Below are 22,816 nucleotides of genomic sequence, written 5' to 3'. Positions count from 1 at the left end.
TTTTTGCATAAATTAACTAACGCCCGGCTTATTTGGAAGCTTATCTGAACTGTTGCCCAATGGTAAAGTGAAATTGTGCTCCGCTCCGCTGTAAACTTCCCGGTATAGGATCAAACCCGTACCCCCAATCTATCCCCAATAAACCAAATGCAGGCATGAATATCCTGGCACCTACACCAGCAGACTTTTTCAGGTCATACGGGTTAAAGTCTTTGTAGGAACCCCAGTTATTTCCGGCTTCCGCAAAGGTCAGCAAGAAGATTGTAGCTGAAGGGTTGGGGGAAACGAGAAAGCGAAGTTCCATCACGTATTTGTTGTAGACTACCCCTCCGTAAGGATCTGGGTTGGCCGTGCCTCGAGTGGATCTACCCGGGGTAAGGGTTTGGTTTTCGTACCCTCTCAATCCGATAATCTCCTGACCCAAGGCAAAATTGTTGAAAGTCATCCCGTCACCCCCCATTACAAATCGCTCCAAAGGAATCAGTCCTACCTTGTTGCCATAGGACCCCAAGAAGCCCATGTGTGCCCGGGCACTGGCGACCCATTTGTTGGACCCGAATACCGGGGTAAAGAAAGAGGCGTCAAACATCCACTTGTGGTATTCCAACCAGTTGAATTTTTCCTGATCCGTGGATTCGCCATTGAGATTCTTATTCAGGGAATTGTAAGGAGGCGTAAATTCCGTAGAAAGGATAATGTTGGATCCCAGTCGTGGATAGATATTGTTATCTACGTTGTTTCGGGCGATGGTTGTGTTTAAGGTGACACTTTTTGAATTTCCGGTCGGATAGCTCAACCCAAAGGAGGTTCCGAATTGGTTGAATTCATAATTCTGGAACTGAATAGAATTACTGATGCTGAAATAGTCATCAGGCCAGGTCACCCGCTTAGCCAGTCCTACAGTTACCCCTGTGATCTTGAAGAATCCAAGGTCAGAAGCGTTAGGTAGCCTGTTAAAGAAATCGACCTGTCTCTGGACCGAGTGGTTGAAAGAGAAGCTGAGTGCATTGGGTTTCTTTCCTCCAAACCACGGTTCGGTCAGTGAAAGCGAATAGTTTTGGAAAGTTCGTCCATTGGCTTGAACTCTCAAGGAAAGCTTTTGTCCATCTCCTACCGGCAGGGGATCCCACTTGCTGAAATCACCGATGTTTTTTGCGGAGAAATTGTTGAACACCAAGCCGACCGTTCCCACAAAGCCATAAAAACCACCCCAACCACCGGATAATTCAATCTGGTCATTTGGACGCTCTTCGAGCTCAAAGGTAATATCGACGGTTGCCTGTTCGAAGTTAGGCCTTAAGTCAGGGTTGATTTTTTCGGGGTCAAAGTATCCCAGGGTGGAAAGTTCCCGAATCGTACGAACCAGCAGGCTTCGGTTGAATTTTTGTCCGGGTAGAATTCGGATTTCCCGCATCACCACATGGTCGGAGGTCCGTTCGTTGCCCTTGATGCTGACACTGTTTACCGTGACTTGCGGGCCTTCAAAGATTCGCATTTCCAAGTCAATGGAGTCTCCGGAAACATTGATTTCCACCGGATCAATGTTGAAAAACAGATAGCCGTTGTCCTGATAAAGAGAGCTCACGTCGTCTCCTTTTTGAGGGTCGTAATTGAGTCTCTTGTCCAGCTTTTCTTTGTCGTAGATATCTCCTTTTTCAATGCCCAATTTGGCCATCAATACCTCATCGGAATGGATGTAGTTTCCGGTGAAGCTAATGTTTCGGTAATAGTATTTTCGTCCTTCTTCAAACGCAATATCTATGTTGATTTTGTCATCTGAGTACTTGTAAACCGAATCATTGAGGATTTTGGCATCTCTGAATCCTTTGCTGTTGTAAAATGCAATGGCTTTGTCTTTATCGCTTCGGTATTCTTTGGGGATGTATTTTGATCCGTTGAAGAAGTTGAGCTTGAAGTTTTTGTTGATGTAGCTGGTTGCGTCTTCTTTGGATGCCGAGTCTGTGTGGAAGATAGACCGGCTGATACTCTTCGCATCTGCTTCGACGAGTCGGGTGTGGATGTCATTGAAGATTGCCACCCGGGGATATTCTTTGGTTTTTTTCAATTTGCCCTTGATGGCGCGGTCAGAGATTTCCTCGTTGCCGTAGATCTTGATCTCATTGATTTTGACCTTAGAGTTGGTATTGACATCAAATCGAAGTTTGACGCTGTTAGGAAGGGTAGTGTCCCTTTCTTGAATGATTTTTACCTCTGTGTTCAGAAAGCCTTTGTCAAGGTAGTATTTTTCAATATTCCTTTTGGCAGTGTTGAGTACGTCATCACGGACCACTCGGCCTCTGATATTTACTTTGTCTCGGAGTTCACCTTCTTGGGTTTTGTTGATTCCAGAAAACTCTACTCTTGAAAATCGGGGGCGCTCGGTCAGGTCAAGAAGCAAGTAGATATCTTCACCTTCTATTTTGGTCACCAAAATCTTTACATCTCCGATAATCCCCTGTCCCCAAAGTTTTTTTAAGGCGTTGGCAATATCATCACCGGGCACCTCGATTCTATCGTCTACTTTCAGTCCTGAGAGCGAAATAATAGCCACTTCATCCAGAGTGGAAAGTCCCACAGCTTTGATTTCGGCGATTCTGAATTTTTCGGGTTTGGAGTAGTTCAATTCCAAAATGTTGACAGGCCTAGGAGCGGCATATCGGCTTTGGCCAAGGCGGATTTGGGCCATGGAATTTGCCGACCAAATCAAACAAAACAGAATCAATAAACTTCTTTTCATATTGGTATAATTTGACCTAAAAAGGCCATATGTAATCTCGCATGTCTGAGGTTCACACGGTAAGTGTGAATCTGGATGTCATGCCCGATTTCATTTACTGGTTAAGGTTTCACTTGCTCTCCGGTTTTACCAAACCTTCTTTCTCTTTTTTGATAATCTTCTACTGCGGCAAAGAGATGCTCTCTTCGGAAGTCAGGCCAAAGCACCGGTGTAAAGTACAGCTCGGTGTAGGCGAGTTGCCAAAGCAAGAAATTACTTATTCTAAACTCCCCACTGGTCCGAATCATCAATTCCGGGTCCGGGATTCCGGCCGTATCCAAGTGATCGGCGAGGGTTTGCTGGGTAATTTCCTCAGGCTTCAGTTTTCCTTCGGAGACTTTTTGAGCAATGCGTTTTGCGGCTTGAGCCATTTCCCACTGACCGCTGTAGCTGAGTGCCAAGATCACGGTAAGGCCATTGTTGGAGGCGGTGAGTTTTTTGGCTTCCATTAGTTTTTCGTAAGCCGAAGGGGGTAAACTTTCCAAATCGCCGATGGCATCCAGTCGGATGTTGTTGTTCATCATCTGCGAGATCTCATCAATGATGGTTTTCACCAACAGTTCCATCAGGGCTTTGACTTCATCTTGGGGGCGGGACCAGTTTTCCGTGGAAAAGGAAAAAAGCGTGAGGTATTTTACTCCCAATTTATCGGCTCCTTCAATGGAGTCCTTGACCGCTTGAATCGCATGTCGATGTCCGAAGATTCTCATGGCGCCTTTCTTCTTGGCCCAACGGCCGTTGCCGTCCATGATGATCGCAATATGTTTGGGGATATTGGTTAGGTCTAGTTTTTCCTTCATTCCAACGCTTGGGAGTACCTACATTTTTGGAGGTACAAAAATGCTATTTCTTTTTCAATAATCTGCCCATGAAATCAATTAATTAATAGGCGTAGCATTTCACGTTGGAAAGAGTGTAACTGATCGTAACCCCCAGGAAATAATACCAATCCTTCGTGTATGGATTCCCAAAATTAATGATATGGGTAAGGTTCTCCCCAGTGATAACATCAGTTTCAGAGATGGGAAAAACCCCTGCTTTAGAATCGATTTTATCCAGGTAATCCGTAAATGTCGCCCGAATCCCCAGTTCAGCAGCCAATGTCCATTTGTCATTGAGGCGGTATTTCACCCCACCTCCAAACGGAATCACCGGCGAAAACAGCTGATAGTAATCTGCCGGGGTAAACCGCTCAGCACTATAGCGTCCTTTCATCGTGAAGAAGGTGTATCCCAATCCAAAGAAAGCGTATGGGGAAAACCGGAACTCCGAGTCGTTTCTAAGATAGTCCAGAAAGTTAAATTCCATGACTGCTGATGCCTCGATCAGTCCTCCTCTAAACCGGGCATCTCTGCTTTGATACACCAAGTCCAAGGGTTTGATCTCATCATCAGCATGGAGTATAGCTGTACTCAAGGCTGCTCTGAGCGTCCACACATTGTCAAAATTTCTCTTGCCAAACAACGTTCCCTGAAGGCCTAACTGGCCCGGGTCAATTTTTCGAATGATATCCCCAGAATAGACTGCTCCGCCTAATCCGCCTCCGATCTCGTATTTCTGGGCTTTTCCTTCTGAAATACCGATGGAAACTACCAATACAAAAGCAGATAAATATCTGAAAATCTTAAAATTGACCTTTTTCAAGACGATGCAAGTTATGAAGTACCTAACGTTTAAAAAACGCTCTTCTGTATTTCTCGGGTTAATAATTGTTAAGCTCAAGAGGCCTGTTTTTTTCAGTTTCTCATGTCAAAGCCCCAATTGAGTTTTTGCCTGAGCGTATCAAAGAAATGATAGTGAGGCAATTTTACCAATTTAGCCGAAAACTTTTCCTTTTTCACACTGAGTTTCAGATCGGCAGAGATGGAAGTGGATCTGGAGTCAAGGGAGATCATAAACTTATCGGTTCTCCCTTCGATTTCAAAACTGATTTCCGAATCATCGGACACAATGATTGGTCTTACGTTTAGGTTGTGTGGGCTTACCGGAGTGATGACGAAGTTTTTGGCTCCAGGGGTAATCAAAGGCCCTCCGCAGCTTAGCGAATATCCTGTCGATCCCGTAGGAGTAGAGACAATCAAGCCATCTGCCCAATAAGAGTTCAGGTATTTTCCGTCGATGTAGGTGTGCACGGTGATCATCGAAGAGGTGTCTCTCTTATGAATCGTGAATTCATTTAAGGCAAAATTCAGCCCGTGGAACAGCTTTCGGTTGCTTTCCAGAGAGAGCAAAGTTCGGGATTCGATTTGGTAATTTCCGGTTACTAAATGGTCTAGGGCTTCTTCGATTTTATCTTTCGCAACCGTCGCCAAAAAACCCAAACGGCCTGTGTTAAGTCCCAAGATTGGGATTTCCAGACCGCCGACCACACACACGGTATCGAGCAAAGTACCATCGCCCCCAATGGACATGAAAAAATCAAGGTCTGAGAAATCCTCAGCATTTTCCAATACCCAATATTTTAGAGAATGTTTTTCAATCTGCTTGAGTTGCTTATCGAAGGGTCGGGTGACAAAAACTTCAATTCCTGCCGCTTCGAGGAGTTGAAACAAAGAAATTATCTGCGGGAAAAACTCAGCCCTCAATGCCAGGCCATGTAAGGCGACTTTCATAGGATCAGTATTGGTCTTTTGCGCTCATACCTGACTGCCGTCCAGGGAAGTAGTGTCATGAATCGGCCTGCGGCAGACAGGTGATCGATAGCAACCCCTGATGGGAATGTGCCTAATGTTCGATTTTAATGCCCTAAATATCTAAAAATCTGAGCAAGTTCCCGATTCGGTCTTCTTCACTGGAAATGCCTGATTCCTCTTGATAGTGGTCAATCACCCGGTATCCGAACCGCTCCAGGGTTGCCTTGACATGTCGAAGTTCGGGCTTGTCCAGTTTCAGCGTCAGTTTAATCCGGCTGTCATCCAAAGGATCGGAGGTGATAAAAGAACTTAGGATTTTCGTGTTTTCTGACTCCACCAATCTTGAGATTTCGGAAAGTTGATAATCCTTCATTTGGAGGGAAAGAATCAGGACACTTCCCTGGGATTTGATGGATAGGCTATCAGCAAAGGCGGCAATAGCATCCTCCATAGTCACGACACCCAAGTACGTGTTTTCCCGATCGACTACAGCGACAAGATTGGATTGATTCTCGGAAGCCACTCTCAGCACATCATAAATATGTTTGTCCGAAAAGACCCAACAGGCGTTGCTCTCGAGCTGAATATTTCCGATCAATTCTTCCCGATCATTGAGTTCAAAAATTATTTCGTCTTCAATAAAGCCCAAGAATCTGCCTTGGTCAATTACCGGCAGAGAGTCCGTTCGGATTTCCTCCATCCAGTTCAATGCCATCCCCGCACGATCAGTCAATTTGAGCGGAGGGATGAGACTGTTGATGAATTCGTAGGCTTGCATAAGAGAAAGTTAGGAAATGAATCCAGAACTCAAAACGCTTTTAAGGCGATTCTTGTTCCGGTGGACCTAATTTCTGTCCATTAGCCCAAAAAATGCTGCGTTATTATACCCAAGACCAGACCTCCGGCAATAATCATAGGAGAGGAGATTTTGGTAAACTGGAGAAGAGAATAGGTACCGAGGATGAAAAAAATATTGGTTGAGTTGGCCTCCAAAGGTTCAAAAAGTAAATAGGCTGCTGCAATCAACATGCCGCAGGAGACCGCATTGATTCCTTCCAAGGCGGCACGAACCGGACGGTAGAGCTTCAATTGGTCCCAAAATCGAATCACAAAAAAGATCAGAAATATTCCCGGGAGGAAAATTCCGGCTGCCGAAATCAATCCCCCTGTAATAAACCCGATTAATCCACTTTCTCTCATGGATAAGGCTCCTACATAAGAGGAAATGGAGAAAGTGGGGCCAGGAATTCCCTGGGAAATGGCGTATCCGGTAAGAAATTCTTCCGAACTCAAGAAGTGTTTGAACTCCACAAACTCGGTGTATAAATAGGGAACCAAAACCTGCCCTCCTCCAAAAATCAGGCTTCCGTTTCGATAAAAATTCTCAAAAAGAAGAATCGGTTGGTATTTGGTGATCGCTCCGCCAATTGCCGCAAGGATCAAAACTCCACCCCATAAATAGAAATTACTCCACCGGATTGTAAGGGGGCTTTCTTCGGCCACCTTGGGTTGATTTTTATACTTCATGGAAGTACTCAGTCCCCCTATGATCAGCATGACGGGGAAAATGTATGGGGAACTGTAGAAAAATGCCACAAAAGCTGAAATCAACATCAAGATCATCGCTTCAGTGGTTTTGATCATTTTACTGATCGTTTTTTGCGCAGCAAAAATGATAAAGCCGATGGCCATCGGCTGGATAAATCGGGCAAAATTTAATGCTCCGGGGGTATTTTCCTGTAAAAAATCTATCAGGACCGCCGCTGTGACCATGATGATCGTAGCCGGTAAAATCCATACTAAAAGGGCTAGATAGGCAAGGTTTGGCCCTCCTACCCGGAATCCAATAGCGGAGACCAATTGAGTAGAAGAGGGGCCGGGAAGCATGTTGCACAAAGCATTCAGCTCCCACAGCTCCTCTTCTTGGATGTACCCTCTTTTTTTGACCATTCGCTCCAGAAGCATTGCCAGAAAAGCCTGTGGGCCTCCAAAGGCAGTCAGCGAAAGGACCAGAATATCCTTTAGAAAAACATAATATCGGACTGTCCGTACCGACATCTTACTTTTTAAGGCCTAGTTCTCGGAGTCTTTCTTCCAGAAACTCTCCGGCTGTTGCGTCAGTGAATTGCTTCGGGTTATGTTCATCAATACAGCTTTCAAGACAAGTCAGGTCCATTTCAGATCTAGGATGCATAAAGAACGGAATGGAATACCTGCTGGTATGCATCAGGTCTCTCGGAGGATTGACTACTCGATGGATGGTAGACTTAAGTTTTTTATTGGTCAATCTTTCGAGCATGTCACCCACATTGACTACCAATTGGTCAGGCAATGCGGTAATCGGAATCCATTTGCCATCTTTTCTTAACACCTGAAGACCATCTGCACTTGCTCCCATCAGTAGTGTAATCAAATTGATATCTCCATGCTCGGCTGCACGAACGGCATCTGCAGGAACTGCATCCGGATTTTCGATAGGGAAATAGTGAATTTGGCGCAGGATTGAATTTCCGTAAGCTACCTTGTCTTCGAAATAATCTTCCGGCAATTCTAAGTTTAAGGCAATGGCTCTTAGCATTTGCTTGCCTGCTTTTTCTAAAGTCTGATAGGCTTCGATGGCGTCTGTTTTGAACTGAGGGAGTTCTTTTGGCCAGAGGTTTTCAGGATATTCAGACTTAATAGGGTCGGTGTCAGGGATGAGATCCAATTCCTGTCCCACATGGTAGAATTCCTTCAAGTCACCGGTATTTCTACCCTTCGCGTGTTCTTTTCCTTTTCCGGTATACCCTCTCTGAAATCCGATTTCGGGTTTTTCATACTGAGATTTTACCTCATCGGGTAAGGCAAAGAAAGATTTTATAGAATGGTAAAGTCGGTCCTGAAGGTCCTGGGAAAGTCCGTGGTTTTTGATCGCGACAAAGCCGATGTTTTGATAGGCTTCTCCTAGTTTCTTTACGAATTCAGCCTTTTTTTCAGGATTTCCTGAAGTGAAATCTGCTAAATCCAAGCTTGGGATTTCGTCAAATAAGATCTCCATTAATAGTCTAGTTTATTTATTACTTCCGTACAATTCTTCAAAAATAAATATCTTTAACCTTAATCTTGGTGGTCGTATGAATAAAATCCTGATTTTAGCCTTTATCCTTGGTTGTTTCTTGTGCGCTTCTTGCAGTGAAGAGAAAAAAAGAATCAATGAGTCTATTTCAGAAGAAGGTCAATCCTTGGAGCCTAGCGGAGAATCCCTCCCCCAAGTTACATTTTTTCAATATGAGGATTCTTCCCGGTTTCCGGATGCGATATTGGAATTGTATACCCCACTGGGAAATCAAATATTCAAACCGGGGAAGGTGCCTTTTGAATTCAACGTAAAGAATTATACGCTCGAAAAAGGAGGAGGAGGAGAGGCCAAACTTTTCATGATTCTCAATGGAGGAGATCCCATCGGGTATTTTGCCCCTATTTTCCAGCGAGAATTGACCGTCGGCACCTATCGAGCCGTGGCCTATTTGGTCGATGAAGATGGGTTGGCCTTGAAAAATTTCGGAAATTATGTGGATCGGGATTTTATGGTCGGAGACTCCCGGGCTTTTCCTTATTCAGCAGAGCCCTATTTGGCTCTAAACTTTCCCCGAAATGCACAGATCCTCAAATTGGGAGATGAATTGGTCGTGGATTTTTTGGTTTTGGGAGGGGATATGAACCTCGATAGATTGAAGGTCAAAATCTCGGTGAATGAGCATACCTATGAAATTGACCACATGGCCCCAATCCGGGTGACCAACCTTCCCAAAGGCGACTATCAAGTCAAGGTCCAATTGCTTCGAGTCGACAATAAAGAATTGGAAGGTCCTTTCTCCACCATTACAAAAACAGTCTTTGTCCGATAAGTACTTATCTTTGGGCATTCAAACCACGTTTTCGACATGCTTTTAGTCAATCAAATCCGGGAAAACTATGATCAGGTTTTTGCCGGTTTGCAGAAAAGAAATATCTCCGATGCCGCACTGCTACTGGATCGGGTCATTGCTTTGGATGATTTGAGGAAATCAACCCAATCCCAAAGAGATCAAATCCAAGCAGAAGCCAACACGATTTCCAAGCAAATCGGGCAGTTGATGAAGGAAGGGAAATCAGCCGAAGCCCAATTGATCCGGGAGAGGACCACCGAAATCAAAGCCCAAATCAAAGAGCTTGACGAGCAAAATGCCAAAGCAGAGGAAGACCTCAAAGCACTGCTGTACACGATTCCAAATGTTCCGCACAGTTCGGTGCCACAGGGAAGGTCGGCAGAGGACAATGAAGTGGTCTTGACCAATGGCACCATTCCCACGCTGCATGAGGGGAAACTTCCTCATTGGGAGTTGATCAAAAAGTATGACATTATTGACTTTGACCTAGGGGTAAAAATCACCGGAGCAGGATTTCCTGTATATAAAGGTAAAGGAGCAAGATTGCAGCGTGCTTTGATCAATTTCTTTTTGGACGAAGCCATGGCAGCCGGGTATATGGAAGTTCAGCCTCCCATTCTGGTCAATGAAGATTCAGGCTATGGCACGGGGCAATTGCCGGACAAAGAAGGTCAGATGTATTTTGCAGCAGCAGATAATCTATACCTGATCCCTACGGCCGAAGTTCCGATCACCAATCTCTACCGCGATATCATTCTCAATGAGACCGACCTTCCGGTGAAAAATGTAGGGTATACTCCCTGCTTCAGAAGAGAGGCGGGTTCCTGGGGGGCTCACGTCCGAGGACTTAATCGCCTTCACCAATTTGACAAGGTGGAGATTGTCCAAATCACCCATCCGGATCAGTCGTATGCCGCTCTTGAAAGTATGAGCAGCTATGTGCAGGGTTTATTGCAAAAGCTGGAATTGCCCTACCGGGTGTTGAGACTTTGTGGAGGGGACATGGGATTCACCTCAGCCTTGACCTATGACATGGAGGTGTATTCTGCCGCTCAGGAGCGTTGGCTGGAGGTGAGCTCGGTTTCTAATTTCGAAACCTATCAGACCAATCGGTTGAAGCTTCGGTTTAAAGGGGAAGATAAAAAGACCCAACTCGCCCATTCACTCAATGGAAGTGCACTGGCTTTGCCTCGAATTGTGGCCTCGATTCTGGAAAACAATCAAACCCCGGAGGGTATCCTAATGCCGAAGGTTCTCCATTCGTATTTGGGTTTCGACAAAATTTGATTCCATAAGCCGTTCCATTTTTTGGAGCGGCTTTTTTCATTTATCCGTTAAATTGGTTTGTACCAAGCCTTGGTTCCATTCCCTAACGAAGGAAATACCTTTCACAAGGAGTGATTTTCGTTTGCTTATAGAAATTTGTTCCAGGCTTAACTGCATTGAACCCATGAAAAAACTTCTGATCCTCATCTTTCTTGTACAGCCCTTTGTTGTTTTTTCTCAAACCGAAGAGGTTGAATCAGTCACCCAAACGGTACAATTATATTTTGATGGGATGATTCAGAGGGATCGAGGCAAGTTGGAAGAGGCATTTTTTGCTGAGGCAAGATTGATCGGGTATAGGGGAGACCAATTGTTTGTCACCCCTTTTGCAGAATGGGCTGATGGAACGTCCAAAGGTTCTCGGCGTGATCCGGCTCTATACAAAAACGAGGTAAAAGCGGTCAGAATTGTAGGAAATATAGCCCTGGCTGAGGCAGAGCTTTTTTGGCCGGGGATCTATTACTATGACTTTTTGACCTTGATCAAAATGGACGGAAAATGGAAGATTGTCCATAAATCCTGGACCGAAAAACCGCTGGATCTTTGATCAGCTTATAAGATTTCTCCCACGTGCTTGTCGATGTTTTTCGCAATTTTTTCCATGGGAAGGTCATTCTGATCATTTCCAAATGGCTCTTCGATCTCTTCGGCAATGAGCTCAAGACTGGCCAGCACGTAGAATATAAAGGCAACAATGGGCGCCGCATAATAGCCCATTATCAAAGAATACCCGATGGGAAGTGTGATGGAGTAGAAAAGAATGAACTTTCTTATGAATGAACTGTAGCTGTAGGGTATGGGTGTGTTTTTGATCCGTTCGCACGCTCCGCAGATGTCCGTGAAAGAAGTGATTTCACCATTCAGAACAATCAGCTGGTCTCCTGAGATTTTTCCGTTTTTGTAGAGCTCGTTGAGTCGGGCAAACATCAGTTTGGCGACTTGATTGGGCACGTGGTTTTGCTTGCTTAGGGCTGAAGGGAGGTCTTCAAAAAACTGATTTTCATCGTCCAACATGTACTCGGTGGATTTTGACTGAAGATGATCTTTGAGGACAAATCCATACATCGGGATGGTCTTTCTAAAGAACCTTCTATTGATTTCGTCTTTGGGATCAAGAATCGCTGCCAGCTTGAGTGCGAAATTCCGGCTGTTATTGACTAAGTTTCCCCATAGTTTTCGGCCTTCCCACCAGCGGTCATAGGCGGTGTTGGTCCGAAATACCAGCAACATGGAAATCACAAAACTCAGCAGGGAATGCATCACAGGAAGATTTTTTACCCAGCTGTTTTCTCCAAATTTGAAATACTCCAATTCCAAATAAGCAATCCCCAGGGAATACAATAGGATGACCAAAATCAAAGGGGCCAGCCGAACCAGGGTATCTGATTTTTGAATCAAAAAGATGAACTGTACCCAGTTTTTGGTGTTGTATACCTTCATTCCTACTTGGAGTAAAATTGCTTGGGGGCTGATTGTCAGTTGATCAAACAGCGAATCATTCAGATTGAACCGAGATCACTTGCAGTGAGCTTTTGGTGAATTTCCAAAATCTGTGGGATGATCAGTTTGTTGTCACTGTTTTTAATGGTAAAATCAGCCAATTCGTTTTTTTTCTCATCCGGCCATTGCTGATCGATGATATGGTTGACCTGTGATTCAGACCGATGAGGATCTCTTAACAGGACACGAGCCATCCTGATTTTGAGGGGAGAACTCACATTGATTACAAAATCCAATTGATCGGCAGATCCTGCTTCAAATAAAAGTGCCGCTTCTTTGATTACATAAGGGGCATGTTGTTGGGCAACCCAGTTTTCAAAATCCTTGCCTACCGCCGGATGGACTAATTTGTTGATTTGGGCTACTTTTTCCTGGTCTGAAAAAACCGTTTCTGCCAAAAAAGACCGATTGAGCTTACCGTCCGGTAAAAAAGAAGCTTCTCCGAAAGCAGAAATTATTTGCGTTTTCAGTACAGGGTCATGCGCCATCAGCCATTTGGCGCGGTCGTCTGCGGGGTAAATCGGAATTCCCAGGATGGAAAAAACCCGACAAACCGTGGACTTTCCTGAGCCAATCCCTCCCGTCACGCCAACCAAAAGAGGTTTTGATTTATTCATATTTGAGCTTTACCTGGATTGGGTCAATTTTCAGATCCTTTAAAAAATCCGGTTTGGGTACAACGTCTACTTGAATGGTGCTGTCCTCTCTGTTTCTTTTCCCATAATTGAGTATAGCCTCAAATTCAATTTCTTTTAATTCGTTCACCTTACGCTCGTCCACCAAATAGGATAAAATGGGGATGAGTTCTTCATTTTCCAGGGTGACTGTACGGGGAAAATTGACTTTTTTCAATTTGAGGCGTTTGTTCCCTTCAAGATATTTGAACACGGAAAAACTAACCTCCACTTCCGTCTCCTGAATTTGGATCAGGTCTTCGATTTTTTTCTCCAATTCGAGCGGGACTTGTCGGGAGAAATTCTTTTCTATCCGGTTTTCATTCAAGTAGACCGGAAACTTCCCCTCAAATGATTCCAGGAGTGAGGAGGGGCCTGTCAGCGTGATTTGGTTGGGCGTGAAAAGCACTGCTCCATCAATCTCGATATTTTTCCCCAAAGAATATCCTGCTGAATCCAAGTAGGGGGTCAGAGACTTGGTGACGATTTTATCAATTTGAAAATGAATCGAGTCTTCCAAGAGGCTTTCCAATTGAGTGGGAGTGATAAACTCACCCAAAGGTCTTTTGAGCTCAGTGCTCAGAATGAATTTTCTGGAAGATGGCTCGGCAAGAATGATGGAAAAGGGAGGCTCGTTTAGATTGAAGTATTTGCGTAAAAGATCCCAACCATTTCCGGAGATTTGGATTTGGATGCTTTCCGGAAGGGGCTTGACGGGGATGTAGTTCGTTCTGTCAAATTCCCATTGGATGGGATAATCGACAATAGTATTATAGTTGTCCTTATTCAGGGCATTTAAAATCCAAAAAGTGGTAGCCGCTAAGATGCATAGGACTACCACTTTCAGATCAGAGATTTTTTTAGAAGAAATCCTCCAGGAGGATTTTTTGGTTTCAGGCAAGGTTACTTTATTTGGTTGGACTGCTTTTCTTGGTGAAATCCAGTGAGATGGCAGATTTTTCCACCTTGATTTTTACTCCTCGGTCGATATCCAACAGGACGGCGTCGCCTTCCACACTGGAGACTTTGCCGTGAATACCGCCAATGGTGATCACGTCATCCCCTTTTTTGATTTCTTCAATGAATTTCTTGGTTTCCTTTTGTTTTTTCTGTTGCGGTCTGATCATGAAGAAATACATGATTAGAATGATAGAACCAAACAGGAAAACTTGGCCAAGAATCCCTCCACCGCCTGCTGCGGCTTGTGCTAAAACGAAATTGATCATGGGTTATCTTTTCAGAGGTCCTGCAGGAGCAGAAGCACCGGCTAATTTAGGGGTAACGCTACCTTTCATTCTAAGGCGGGTAACGGTTGGGTTGGTGTTTGCTTGAATGGTAACTGTAGGAGCCTGCGCACCTGATTTTGCTGCCGAATTGAATACCACCTTCACAAAGCCTTGCTCTCCTGGCTGTACGGGAGTTTTGGTCCAATCAGGGCTGGTACATCCACAAGAAGCAGTGATGTTGGAGATCACCAATGGAGCTTGTCCGTTGTTGGTGAAATTGAAGATATGTTCAATCACCTGACCCTCATTGATGTTGCCGAAATCATATTCCATTTCGGCAAACTGGAATGCGCCGAGTGTGCTTGGATCGGCCTCGGTGGTCGTTTGTGCATTCACCGGGGTGACAGCCGTGTTAGAGCCTTCCAAGGCGGCTATTTTATCTTCCAAAGCCTTGATTTTTGCAGCCTGATCGTCATTCTTTTGTGAGCAGGAGACCATCAAAACCATCGCCACGGCAATGGCGCTTACTAATTTGATTTTCATAGGATTGTTGTTTGATTTTAAGCGTCTATTTGGGATGTCCCGAACAATGCCCAAAAATGGGTGATATCGATTCAGAGACTTTTAAGGTTAATTTTTTCCTTGGTTGATTTGATCGATCAATTTGTTGACATCATTCAGAAGACCTTCTGCCTTGTTTTTGGCTTCTGAGATCACTCTTTTGCCTTCTGACTTAGCTTCATTGAGGTGAAGTTCTTTTCCCTCTACCAACTCATTGATGAGTTCTTCAAGTTCCTTTTTGTATTTAGAAAGCTTAAATGACAGTTTGTCTCTGGTATTGGCCCCGGTGTCCGGTGCAAAGAGAATGCCCAATGCAGCACCGATTCCGGCGCCAACTGCGAATGCCAATAAGGTGTTTGTACTTTTGCTCATGGTTGTATTATTTATTGTCTAAAAGTCCCCGACCACTCTTACGGATTTGGCCGCTGTCTGTTAACTCTTTTGCCAAAACATCCAACAAGCCATTCACAAATTGCTTGCTTTTTGGAGTGCTGTACGTTTTGGAAATATCAATGTACTCATTGATACTGACCTTTACCGGGATGCTTGGGAAATTTTTCATCTCGGCAAGGGCCATAGAAATGATCACTTTATCGGTGAAAGCAAGTCGTTCAATATCCCAGTTTTTGGTTTTTTGAGCGATAAGAGCCTTACTGCTAGCATCATTTTCGATGGTGAAGTTAAATATATTTTGAAAAAACTCTTTGTCTTCATCCCAATTCATCGCGATTTCCGGAAGTGGATCGCCGCCGTTTTCCTCAGTGGAGGTGGCATTTTTAAGTACTTTGGAGGCAAGACTTCTGACTACGGATTTGTTTTCGGTCCAGTTCAAATCCTTTTCTGAGAAATAATTAAGGATGACTTCATTCTTGAAAATGATTTTTTTCAGCAAATCATCCGCCGCCTCAAAATCCTGATCCAGGGTAGGATTGGATAGTTTCAGGTACTCCTGATAGGTTTCTGACGGCTTGATGTAATCTCTAAACCATTCTTTGATTTCAAGCTCCAAATCATCCAGGTGGACGTTGTGTCGAACCAGAGCAGATTGGTAGGTTTGAGCTTCGCGGATATTTTTGAGTACCTGGTTGTTGGCCAAATTGAGGTCATTGCCAAAGGCCACCGGGGTGTCTCCCGCGAGTTTTCGCTTTTTTTCCAGGTCTTTTTCCACATGCTTGGCAAATGCCTGAAGAAGTTCGATTGCCAATAGGTACAGCTGCGGGATGCGCTCTGCCGAAGTGATCATATTTTTTAAGAGAAACTCACGGTCTTTTTCATTGGCGGCGTGGTATTGCTTGAGCGCATCCAAGACCACCTTTTTTACTTTGGCACTGGCATCTGAGGATTTCAGAAGCTGATTGCTCTCCAGATTTTGGTCGAAATGCCGGATGGCCTCCTCGGCTTCCCTGTTGAGTGCGGCTTTGTCCTGCACTTCCATACTGTTGAGGTCAGGCAGAAAAGACTCCCGTATGAAGTCTTTGGCCAAGTTGAGATTAGATCCTTTGCATTGTTCATAGGCATAGAGGTTCTGAAATGCCTTGACTCTGAGGATTCTTCTGTTTAGCATAATGGTCTTAAAAGAGCCGCAAATATAGGTAATTACCAATCGTGAATTAAGAATTGATCGTTTTGAATTGTTGAATCTCCTGATGATTTGAGCTGGTCTATCTGCTGAAATAGTGAAAATGAGGCAGGAAATATCATAATAAAATAACGATTTGGGTAAGACTTGATATTGGATCTCTTTAAAGAAACTCTACATTGTTTTGAATAAATTTGAGAGAATTATTAAAAAAGTTTCATTTTTTTTTTTCATACATTTTGGAATCATTAGTACAAACTAAATTAATCATGAAAAAAGGCAGATTTCGAAGAGTTGCACTTCTTGTCCTCACTCTTTTTGGAGCAATGGGATTAAATTCAGTCAGTGCAGAGCGCGTTTTTTGGGAAAGTGCAGACAAATGTGTTTATGGATGCTACCAGCCGGGTGGAGATTGCCTGTCAGCTGATCCTTGGGAACAGACGGATTGTTGAATTAAAAGAAAGCTTCCCTCATTTGATCTTAGTAAGGAATTTGCAAGTCATTGAGGAAGCTTTTGATTTTTAGCTGACTTTGATGAAAAAATATTCTCATAAAATAGTTTTGGGCGTGGTTTTCCTTGCGCTTTTATCCTGTGGGAAGGGAAACGGAAATAATTTTAATCAATTAGACTATAACCTTTCCTTTGAGTTTTCTCTGGTGATTCCTGACCATCCCCTTTCTACCAACATGCTGCAAGCGAAAATTGTAGATGGTAAGGAATTACTTTTTTGGGGTGATGTGAAAAGATTTGATCGGATATTAGTGTACAATATGGAGGATCAAAAATGGGAAGATCCGATTCAGTTTGAATTGGAAGGTCCTAATGGAATAGGGAAATTAAATGGGTTCTACGTCAAAGACCAAGACTCAATTTTTACCGTTGACAGCTTTAGATGGAATATCCATTTAATGGATAGTGGAAAAAAAGTTGCTACCTACAGTGTTCGAAGTGGTTTGGATCCACTTGAAATAATTACACCCTTTACAACAGAAAATCCAATTAGTGGCGTAGCTGAGCACAATGTTGTCTATTTTGGATTCCCGGAGTTATCACCGTTTGAACAAGATTATTATACTAAAGGTCGAACGGGTGCATTGATCAATTTGAAAAATGGACAAATCAAAACAGGAGGCGGGTATCCCGCTCAATATCACGGCCATCAATGGCCCGGGGTAAATACTATCTCAGATAGGCAAACTGTGATAAAGAATCATGTCGCACATAGTTTTTCGTTAAGCGATACTGTTTTTTTGTACGATCCTGAGTATAGATTAAAAAAGAAAATATTGTTTAATTCATCGAAAAAAAGGACTACCCAAAATTTTGATGGGCAATCAAAAGAAGAGCTCTCCGGAGAAAAAGCCTACTTTGAGATGTTGTCAAAAGGATTTTATTCTAGTCTAATTTCAGATGAAAAACGGGGAGTTTTATACAGAACAATTTCTTATTCAGATCAAGATCCTTCAAGTTTTTCTAACTATTTTGATTACAAACTAACGGCTAAGAGAGATTTGATTATTTACGATTTAGATAAAGACAAACTATTGGGAGAAATTGCCTTTAAGCCTGGAGAATTGGACGAAATCCCAATGATGTTTGTTGGAGAAAAGGGCCTTTACTTGAGTAAAAAACGCACTGACAGAGAAGAAGTCGAGTTTTATTTGCTGAGTTGGTAAAATGAATTTCGGTATAATTGATTATCCAAGTCCGTATTTTATTTTAAAAAAACCTTCAAGAATTTTGATTCTTGAAGGTTTAATAGAATAGACCTTTTTGCTAGATCAGAAAGGCAGTTTCAACCTTCCGATTGCTTCAATTCTGGCTTTGGCGGCCTCAATCGCAGCCTGCTGTGCAGGAATATTTTCTTTTTGTGATTTATCCAAAATGGTCAGGCAGGTGTCATAGATTTTCTGTGCCTGAGCAAAGACGGTTTCCTCATGGTAATCGCCATAATATTCAGCGCCAACATTGATCACTCCGCCGGCATTGATCAAGAAATCAGGGGCGTAAATGACGCCTTTATCCATCAGGATTTTCCCGTGCTTGGCTTCATCTTTCAACTGATTGTTAGCTCCACCGGCGATGACTGCACACTTTAGCCGGTCAATGGTCTGATCGTTGATGGTAGCTCCAAGGGCACAGGGTGCATAGATATCCATCGGTAGATCATAGATCACGTTGGGATCTACTACGGTAGCGCCTGAGGATTTGGCTACTTCTTTCAGTTTGTCTTCGAAGATGTCTGTGATCAGGATTTCAGCTCCTTCTTTGACCAAATAGTCGATCAGGTATTTGCCCACTTGGCCTACTCCCTGTACTCCGATTTTTTTGCCTTGAAGAGAATCTGATCCAAAAGCTTTTTTTGCAGCGGCTTTCATGCCCATATATACGCCAAATGCTGTTACTGGAGATGGATCGCCTGCTCCGCCTTTGATTTGAGGCAATCCGGTGACATGTCGGGTCTCCATGGCTATGTATTCCATATCGGAGGTCTTCATGTTCACATCTTCTGCGGTGACATACCGGCCACCCAGACTTTCTACAAAACGCCCAAATCTTCTAAGGAATGCTTCATTTTTCTGCTTGGGATCTCCAATGATGACAGCCTTTCCACCACCAAGATTCAGTCCGGCAAGGGCATTTTTGAAAGTCATTCCCCGGGAAAGTCTCAACACATCGGTGATGGCTTCTTCTTCGGTAGCATAAGGCCACATGCGGGTTCCTCCAAGTGCCGGGCCAAGAACGGTGTTGTGAATGCCGATGAGCGCCTTCAATCCGGTGGGTTGATCGTGGCAGATCACGAGTTGTTCGTGGTCCATGGTGGTGATTTGTCCAAATACGGAGCCTTCACGCACGGTTTCGGTCGCATTAATCTCTAACATGTGAACTTAGCTTTTTAGAATGTGTTATATTTGGGTTGTTACCTTCGGAAAAAGGCTGATACAAAATTAAATACTTTTATCAGCTCTCAAAGTAATCGCATCAATAGTTTCTGTAAGTTTATCCCTGATTTTAAAGCTTTTATTTGGTGAAGCCGCTTTGGAGAATAAATAAGTATTTGTACAAATACAAGGGTTTGTTGCTCTTGGGAATAGTATTTACCGTCATCTCAAACATCTTCGTAATTATTCCTGCCCAACTGGTCAGAATTGCGATAGATTATGTGGTGGATAGTTTTTCGCTTTTCAGGCCTCTGACCAAGGGTGGGATGGGAGAAATAGCCCGAGAAAATTTCCTGGAGTATGTCTTTGTTTTCGGGGTCTTGATCCTTGCCATGGCTTTGTTGAGAGGTTTTTTCCTCTTTCTGATCAGACAGACGATCATCATCATGTCCCGTCGGGTGGAGTATGACATGAAGAATGAAATTTTTGAACATTACCAGAATCTACCGCTGAGCTTCTATCGAAAAAACAGCACCGGAGATCTTATGGCTCGGATCTCAGAGGATGTCAGCCGAGTGAGAATGTACCTTGGCCCTGCCATTATGTATGGCCTCAATTTGTTGATCTTGTTTCCTTTGGTGATTTCCTACATGGTCTCAGTCAATGCAGAACTGACGCTGTACTCGCTTTTACCTTTGCCTATACTTTCCCTTAGTATCTATTTTGTCAATAACCTGATCAATGAGCGCTCAGAGAAAATCCAGCGAAGCCTTTCCAATCTAAGCACCTTTGTTCAGGAGGCTTTTTCAGGAATCCGTGTGCTCAAAGCCTTTGTAAGGGAAGAGGATTCTGCCCGTGAATTTGCGGAGGCTAGCGAGGAGTACAAACACAAATCGATCGAACTCACCAAAGTCAATGCCTTGTTTTTTCCCCTGATTATGGCATTGGTGGGCATATCCACGATCATTACCGTCTATGTAGGCGGGATGAAAGTAATTCAGGGTGAAATCGGGTATGGAGTGATTGCCGAATTCATTCTTTACGTCAACATTCTGACTTGGCCCGTGACTTCTTTGGGCTGGGTGACCAGTATTGTACAGCGGGCTGCGGCCTCTCAGACCCGGATCAATGAGTTTTTGGATATTAAAAACGACATCGTCAGTACCGAAAATACCGAAATGGAAATAGAAGGGGATATCCGGGTGCAGGGAGTTTCATTTGTCTACCCTGACTCCGGGATCAAGGCATTGGATAATATTTCTTTTGAAATCAAAGCTGGGCAGACCCTTGGAATCATCGGTACCACCGGCTCGGGTAAATCTACCATCGCCAACTTGCTGATGAGAATGTATGACCCTTCGAGCGGTCAGATTTTTGTGGACGGAAGGGACATCAGAAGCTTTTCCACTTCCAACCTGAGAAAACAAATCGGGTTCGTTCCTCAGGATGTTTTCCTGTTCTCGGATACCATTGCCAACAATATTGCTTTTGGATTGGATCATCCGGATATGCAACTGATTGAAAAAGCCGCCAAAGATGCCGACGTGTATCAAAATATCGTCGATTTCCCGAAAGGATTTGAAACGATGCTCGGTGAGCGGGGAATTACGCTATCGGGAGGACAGAAGCAGCGGGTCTCCATAGCTCGGGCAATAGCCAAAGAACCTAAAATCCTGATTCTTGATGATTGCCTATCGGCGGTGGATACCAAGACGGAAAACGCGATTCTCACGGCCTTGAAGAAGATCATGGAAAACCGGACTTCGATCATCATCTCCCATCGGGTTTCTTCTGCCAAACTGGCCGATCATATCATTGTACTTGATGATGGGGCAATTGTAGAGCGGGGGGACCATGAGTCCTTGATGGAGCAAAAAGGGGTCTATGCCGAATTGTTTGAAAAGCAGACCCAATCTCCGGAGTCCATTGATAATTAGCCCTTTTTAGGACTTTTTTACTGATTTTCTGTAACTTCAGATCCAAACAAACTGATTTTTATTATGACAGCTAAAAAGTCAACCACTCAGGAACTGGAAGATGTTCTGACAGAGATCGGTCAAAAAATTGAAGAGTTGGTCAAAAAGGGCGCCGAGGCAGGAGGGGAACTCAAAGAGGAAATTGAACAAAAAATCAATGACTTGAAGGAGAATAAAACAACCCTCGAAGCTGAACTTAAAAAGGCCAAAGAATTGCTCAAAAAAGAATACAAGGAAAAGAAAGAAGAGCTGGAACCCCGGCTTGAAGAGTCTAAGGGTTTTGTCAGAGCAGGTTTAAGGCAAATAGGACAAGGGCTAAAAATTCTTTTTGGAAAAAAGTAATGGTCTTTTTTCAGTTAAATCCAAAGGCCTCGCCGAATTGATTTCGACGAGGCCTTTTTCTATTTATCCTGGAGAGGATTGCACCGATCGTAGGAGGGATCGATGTCGATGAAAACATCCTCCTTAGCAGTCAAAAACCATTTGCTGAGGACTTCATCTTCTTTTCGACGAAGGGTTGCGGCTTTCAGTTTCTCATAGTCATCCTGAAGGTTTGCCTTGTGGGCAGGATACCTGGCTTTGTAATAAAGAATTCGAACCTTTGTACCTTCTCTGGGGTCTTCAAAACGTAGTGGAGGGGTAATATCGCCCACTTTCATGGTGTCTATGGTGAAATAGAGTACCGGATCTTCCAGTGTTCTCAACGATAGACGATTGGAATTGGTCGCCGGGTCGGTAAAAAATCCGCCTGCATCAGAGGTAGCCCTGTCCTCAGAGTATTCCTTTGCGGCTTTCGCAAAATCGATTTTACCATCCAGAATTTGTTTTTTCAAACTGTCCAAATATCGCTCGGCTTTTTGAATGTCCTCTTCAGAGGCCTTTGGAATTCTCAGGATATGCCGGGTGTTGTAGGTGTTTCCTTTGATTTCCAGCAATTGGATCATATGAAAGCCGAATTGGGTTTCGACCGGATCGGATATTTCACCCGGTCTCAAACTTAGTGAGGTTGCTTCATATTCAGGGGCTAGTTCTCCCCGACGGAAAAATCCCAAATCTCCTCCTTGTGCCCCGGAACCCGGATCTTCGGAGTATTTTTTGGCCAAATCCGCAAATGAAGATTTCCCTTCCAATATTTCCTGTTTGAACTGGAGTAATTGGGCAATGAGCTCCTCTCGGATGTTGGGATTTGCTTCAGGCTTTCTTACAATTTGTCCTACCGTGGCTTCGGAAGTAAACAGAGGTAAAGAGTCCCTTGGAATGCTGTTAAAAAAGGCTCTTACTTCTGCCGGGGATACCGTAATTCCCTCGGTAATCTTTGATCTCATTTTTTGTACAATGAGCTGCTCTCGGATTACTTCTTCCAATTCGGCCTTCAGCTGATCACCGGACTTTCCGTAGATTTCGGCAAGCATGTTTTCATCCCCGCCGAATTGCTGCATGACCATATTGAATCGGTTGTTGGTCTGAACCAATACTTCCGCTTCTGTTACCATCACAGAGTCGATTGCAGCTTTAGCCACCATGAGTTTATTGATCAGGAGGCTTTCAAAGACTTCGCATCGATTAGGAGCCTCCATTCCCTGTTGGGATTGGGCGATGGCCTCGATGTAGGTTTTTTGAACTTCGGACTCCAGAACGATACTGTTGTCTACTTTGGCGACGATTTTATCCAAGACTTGCCCTGTGGGAGGATTTTCTTGGGCAAGAGTATGCCCTAAGATTAATAGCCCACTTAGGCTTAGGATAAGTCGATTTAATAATTTCATCATGGTTA

23 protein-coding genes are annotated in these 22,816 nt (G+C 43.9%); 7 read left to right on the top strand and 16 right to left on the bottom strand.

Annotated elements, in window-relative coordinates:
- Positions 1–40: 40 nt before the first annotated feature.
- The 7 genes from CLV31_RS18430 to CLV31_RS18400 form a co-directional block, all read right to left on the bottom strand.
- Positions 41–2,737, bottom strand: a complete 2,697-nt coding sequence (locus CLV31_RS18430; protein WP_111394554.1) for a BamA/OMP85 family outer membrane protein — start codon at positions 2,735–2,737, stop codon at positions 41–43.
- 101 nt (positions 2,738–2,838) lie between these two features.
- Positions 2,839–3,576: an isoprenyl transferase gene (locus CLV31_RS18425; protein ID WP_111394553.1), complete on the bottom strand. Its 738-nt coding sequence runs from the start codon at positions 3,574–3,576 to the stop codon at positions 2,839–2,841.
- A gap of 82 nt (positions 3,577–3,658) precedes the next feature.
- Complete coding sequence (gene porG / locus CLV31_RS18420) at positions 3,659–4,420, bottom strand: type IX secretion system protein PorG (RefSeq protein WP_111394552.1); 762 nt, start codon at positions 4,418–4,420, stop codon at positions 3,659–3,661.
- A gap of 92 nt (positions 4,421–4,512) precedes the next feature.
- Positions 4,513–5,388, bottom strand: a complete 876-nt coding sequence (locus tag CLV31_RS18415) for an NAD kinase (protein ID WP_111394551.1) — start codon at positions 5,386–5,388, stop codon at positions 4,513–4,515.
- Positions 5,389–5,521: 133 nt separating this feature from the next.
- Complete coding sequence (locus CLV31_RS18410) at positions 5,522–6,187, bottom strand: CBS domain-containing protein (RefSeq protein ID WP_111394550.1); 666 nt, start codon at positions 6,185–6,187, stop codon at positions 5,522–5,524.
- An 80-nt stretch (positions 6,188–6,267) separates the two neighbouring features.
- Positions 6,268–7,467, bottom strand: a complete 1,200-nt coding sequence (chrA, locus tag CLV31_RS18405; RefSeq protein WP_111394549.1) for a chromate efflux transporter — start codon at positions 7,465–7,467, stop codon at positions 6,268–6,270.
- 1 nt (position 7,468) lies between these two features.
- Positions 7,469–8,446 carry an isopenicillin N synthase family dioxygenase gene (locus tag CLV31_RS18400; RefSeq protein WP_111394548.1) on the bottom strand — a complete coding sequence of 326 codons (978 nt, stop codon included), beginning with the start codon at positions 8,444–8,446 and terminating at the stop codon, positions 7,469–7,471.
- A gap of 76 nt (positions 8,447–8,522) precedes the next feature.
- On the opposite strand from CLV31_RS18400, the gene CLV31_RS18395 reads away from it, so the two are divergent.
- The 3 genes from CLV31_RS18395 to CLV31_RS18385 all read left to right on the top strand — a co-directional run bounded on the left by CLV31_RS18395 (position 8,523) and on the right by CLV31_RS18385 (position 11,190).
- Positions 8,523–9,296 (top strand): hypothetical protein, encoded by a 774-nt coding sequence (locus tag CLV31_RS18395; protein ID WP_111394547.1) that lies wholly within the window; start codon positions 8,523–8,525, stop codon positions 9,294–9,296.
- Between the two features lie 36 nt (positions 9,297–9,332).
- On the top strand, positions 9,333–10,604 hold the full coding sequence (serS, locus tag CLV31_RS18390; RefSeq protein WP_111394546.1) for a serine--tRNA ligase: 1,272 nt from the start codon (positions 9,333–9,335) through the stop codon (positions 10,602–10,604).
- A 163-nt stretch (positions 10,605–10,767) separates the two neighbouring features.
- The gene (locus CLV31_RS18385; protein ID WP_111394545.1) at positions 10,768–11,190 is read left to right on the top strand and encodes a nuclear transport factor 2 family protein; all 423 of its coding nucleotides are present in this window, start codon (positions 10,768–10,770) and stop codon (positions 11,188–11,190) included.
- 5 nt (positions 11,191–11,195) lie between these two features.
- Here the strand turns inward: CLV31_RS18385 and CLV31_RS18380 are convergent, their stop codons facing one another.
- From CLV31_RS18380 to nusB, 7 genes are all read right to left on the bottom strand, one after another.
- Positions 11,196–12,083 (bottom strand): bestrophin family protein, encoded by an 888-nt coding sequence (locus tag CLV31_RS18380; protein WP_111394544.1) that lies wholly within the window; start codon positions 12,081–12,083, stop codon positions 11,196–11,198.
- Positions 12,084–12,142: 59 nt separating this feature from the next.
- Complete coding sequence (gene coaE, locus CLV31_RS18375; RefSeq protein WP_111394543.1) at positions 12,143–12,760, bottom strand: dephospho-CoA kinase; 618 nt, start codon at positions 12,758–12,760, stop codon at positions 12,143–12,145.
- On the bottom strand, positions 12,753–13,718 hold the full coding sequence (locus CLV31_RS18370; RefSeq protein ID WP_111394542.1) for a YbbR-like domain-containing protein: 966 nt from the start codon (positions 13,716–13,718) through the stop codon (positions 12,753–12,755). The genes coaE and CLV31_RS18370 overlap by 8 nt, the downstream gene beginning before the upstream one ends.
- 7 nt (positions 13,719–13,725) lie before the next feature.
- The gene (gene yajC, locus CLV31_RS18365) at positions 13,726–14,043 is read right to left on the bottom strand and encodes a preprotein translocase subunit YajC (protein WP_111394541.1); all 318 of its coding nucleotides are present in this window, start codon (positions 14,041–14,043) and stop codon (positions 13,726–13,728) included.
- A 3-nt stretch (positions 14,044–14,046) separates the two neighbouring features.
- The gene (locus CLV31_RS18360) at positions 14,047–14,586 is read right to left on the bottom strand and encodes a DUF1573 domain-containing protein (protein ID WP_111394540.1); all 540 of its coding nucleotides are present in this window, start codon (positions 14,584–14,586) and stop codon (positions 14,047–14,049) included.
- A gap of 87 nt (positions 14,587–14,673) precedes the next feature.
- Positions 14,674–14,976, bottom strand: a complete 303-nt coding sequence (locus tag CLV31_RS18355) for a YtxH domain-containing protein (protein WP_111394539.1) — start codon at positions 14,974–14,976, stop codon at positions 14,674–14,676.
- Between the two features lie 7 nt (positions 14,977–14,983).
- Positions 14,984–16,168 carry a transcription antitermination factor NusB gene (gene nusB / locus CLV31_RS18350; RefSeq protein ID WP_111394538.1) on the bottom strand — a complete coding sequence of 395 codons (1,185 nt, stop codon included), beginning with the start codon at positions 16,166–16,168 and terminating at the stop codon, positions 14,984–14,986.
- A 284-nt stretch (positions 16,169–16,452) separates the two neighbouring features.
- On the opposite strand from nusB, the gene CLV31_RS21730 reads away from it, so the two are divergent.
- Both CLV31_RS21730 and CLV31_RS18345 read left to right on the top strand, forming a co-directional pair.
- Complete coding sequence (locus tag CLV31_RS21730) at positions 16,453–16,635, top strand: hypothetical protein (RefSeq protein WP_146250927.1); 183 nt, start codon at positions 16,453–16,455, stop codon at positions 16,633–16,635.
- Positions 16,636–16,717: 82 nt separating this feature from the next.
- Positions 16,718–17,860 (top strand): DUF4221 family protein, encoded by a 1,143-nt coding sequence (locus CLV31_RS18345; RefSeq protein ID WP_111394537.1) that lies wholly within the window; start codon positions 16,718–16,720, stop codon positions 17,858–17,860.
- Between the two features lie 105 nt (positions 17,861–17,965).
- Here CLV31_RS18345 and CLV31_RS18340 read toward each other — a convergent pair whose 3' ends face one another.
- Positions 17,966–19,066: a Glu/Leu/Phe/Val dehydrogenase dimerization domain-containing protein gene (locus CLV31_RS18340; protein WP_111394536.1), complete on the bottom strand. Its 1,101-nt coding sequence runs from the start codon at positions 19,064–19,066 to the stop codon at positions 17,966–17,968.
- Positions 19,067–19,212: 146 nt separating this feature from the next.
- On the opposite strand from CLV31_RS18340, the gene CLV31_RS18335 reads away from it, so the two are divergent.
- On the top strand, positions 19,213–21,003 hold the full coding sequence (locus CLV31_RS18335) for an ABC transporter ATP-binding protein (RefSeq protein WP_111394599.1): 1,791 nt from the start codon (positions 19,213–19,215) through the stop codon (positions 21,001–21,003).
- Between the two features lie 63 nt (positions 21,004–21,066).
- Positions 21,067–21,384, top strand: coding sequence for a hypothetical protein (locus CLV31_RS18330; protein WP_111394535.1), 318 nt, complete (start codon positions 21,067–21,069; stop codon positions 21,382–21,384).
- A gap of 59 nt (positions 21,385–21,443) precedes the next feature.
- Here the strand turns inward: CLV31_RS18330 and CLV31_RS18325 are convergent, their stop codons facing one another.
- Positions 21,444–22,808, bottom strand: a complete 1,365-nt coding sequence (locus CLV31_RS18325) for a peptidylprolyl isomerase (protein ID WP_394335971.1) — start codon at positions 22,806–22,808, stop codon at positions 21,444–21,446.
- Positions 22,809–22,816: the final 8 nt, after the last annotated feature.

Source organism: Algoriphagus aquaeductus (assembly GCF_003253485.1).
Classification (GTDB): domain Bacteria; phylum Bacteroidota; class Bacteroidia; order Cytophagales; family Cyclobacteriaceae; genus Algoriphagus; species Algoriphagus aquaeductus.
This window is presented reverse-complemented; position numbering and strand designations above follow the sequence as displayed.

Bases quoted from the DNA above. Each gene is read 5' to 3' on its own strand.
- CLV31_RS18430 (WP_111394554.1), bottom strand. From the start codon at position 2,737: ATGAAAAGAAGTTTATTGATTCTGTTTTGTTTGATTTGGTCGGCAAAT.
- CLV31_RS18425 (WP_111394553.1), bottom strand. From the start codon at position 3,576: ATGAAGGAAAAACTAGACCTAACCAATATCCCCAAACATATTGCGATC.
- CLV31_RS18415 (WP_111394551.1), bottom strand. From the start codon at position 5,388: ATGAAAGTCGCCTTACATGGCCTGGCATTGAGGGCTGAGTTTTTCCCG.
- CLV31_RS18410 (WP_111394550.1), bottom strand. From the start codon at position 6,187: ATGCAAGCCTACGAATTCATCAACAGTCTCATCCCTCCGCTCAAATTG.
- chrA (WP_111394549.1), bottom strand. From the start codon at position 7,467: ATGTCGGTACGGACAGTCCGATATTATGTTTTTCTAAAGGATATTCTG.
- CLV31_RS18400 (WP_111394548.1), bottom strand. From the start codon at position 8,446: ATGGAGATCTTATTTGACGAAATCCCAAGCTTGGATTTAGCAGATTTC.
- CLV31_RS18395 (WP_111394547.1), top strand. From the start codon at position 8,523: ATGAATAAAATCCTGATTTTAGCCTTTATCCTTGGTTGTTTCTTGTGC.
- serS (WP_111394546.1), top strand. From the start codon at position 9,333: ATGCTTTTAGTCAATCAAATCCGGGAAAACTATGATCAGGTTTTTGCC.
- CLV31_RS18385 (WP_111394545.1), top strand. From the start codon at position 10,768: ATGAAAAAACTTCTGATCCTCATCTTTCTTGTACAGCCCTTTGTTGTT.
- CLV31_RS18380 (WP_111394544.1), bottom strand. From the start codon at position 12,083: ATGAAGGTATACAACACCAAAAACTGGGTACAGTTCATCTTTTTGATT.
- coaE (WP_111394543.1), bottom strand. From the start codon at position 12,760: ATGAATAAATCAAAACCTCTTTTGGTTGGCGTGACGGGAGGGATTGGC.
- yajC (WP_111394541.1), bottom strand. From the start codon at position 14,043: ATGATCAATTTCGTTTTAGCACAAGCCGCAGCAGGCGGTGGAGGGATT.
- CLV31_RS18360 (WP_111394540.1), bottom strand. From the start codon at position 14,586: ATGAAAATCAAATTAGTAAGCGCCATTGCCGTGGCGATGGTTTTGATG.
- CLV31_RS18355 (WP_111394539.1), bottom strand. From the start codon at position 14,976: ATGAGCAAAAGTACAAACACCTTATTGGCATTCGCAGTTGGCGCCGGA.
- nusB (WP_111394538.1), bottom strand. From the start codon at position 16,168: ATGCTAAACAGAAGAATCCTCAGAGTCAAGGCATTTCAGAACCTCTAT.
- CLV31_RS21730 (WP_146250927.1), top strand. From the start codon at position 16,453: ATGAAAAAAGGCAGATTTCGAAGAGTTGCACTTCTTGTCCTCACTCTT.
- CLV31_RS18345 (WP_111394537.1), top strand. From the start codon at position 16,718: ATGAAAAAATATTCTCATAAAATAGTTTTGGGCGTGGTTTTCCTTGCG.
- CLV31_RS18340 (WP_111394536.1), bottom strand. From the start codon at position 19,066: ATGTTAGAGATTAATGCGACCGAAACCGTGCGTGAAGGCTCCGTATTT.
- CLV31_RS18330 (WP_111394535.1), top strand. From the start codon at position 21,067: ATGACAGCTAAAAAGTCAACCACTCAGGAACTGGAAGATGTTCTGACA.
- CLV31_RS18325 (WP_394335971.1), bottom strand. From the start codon at position 22,808: ATGAAATTATTAAATCGACTTATCCTAAGCCTAAGTGGGCTATTAATC.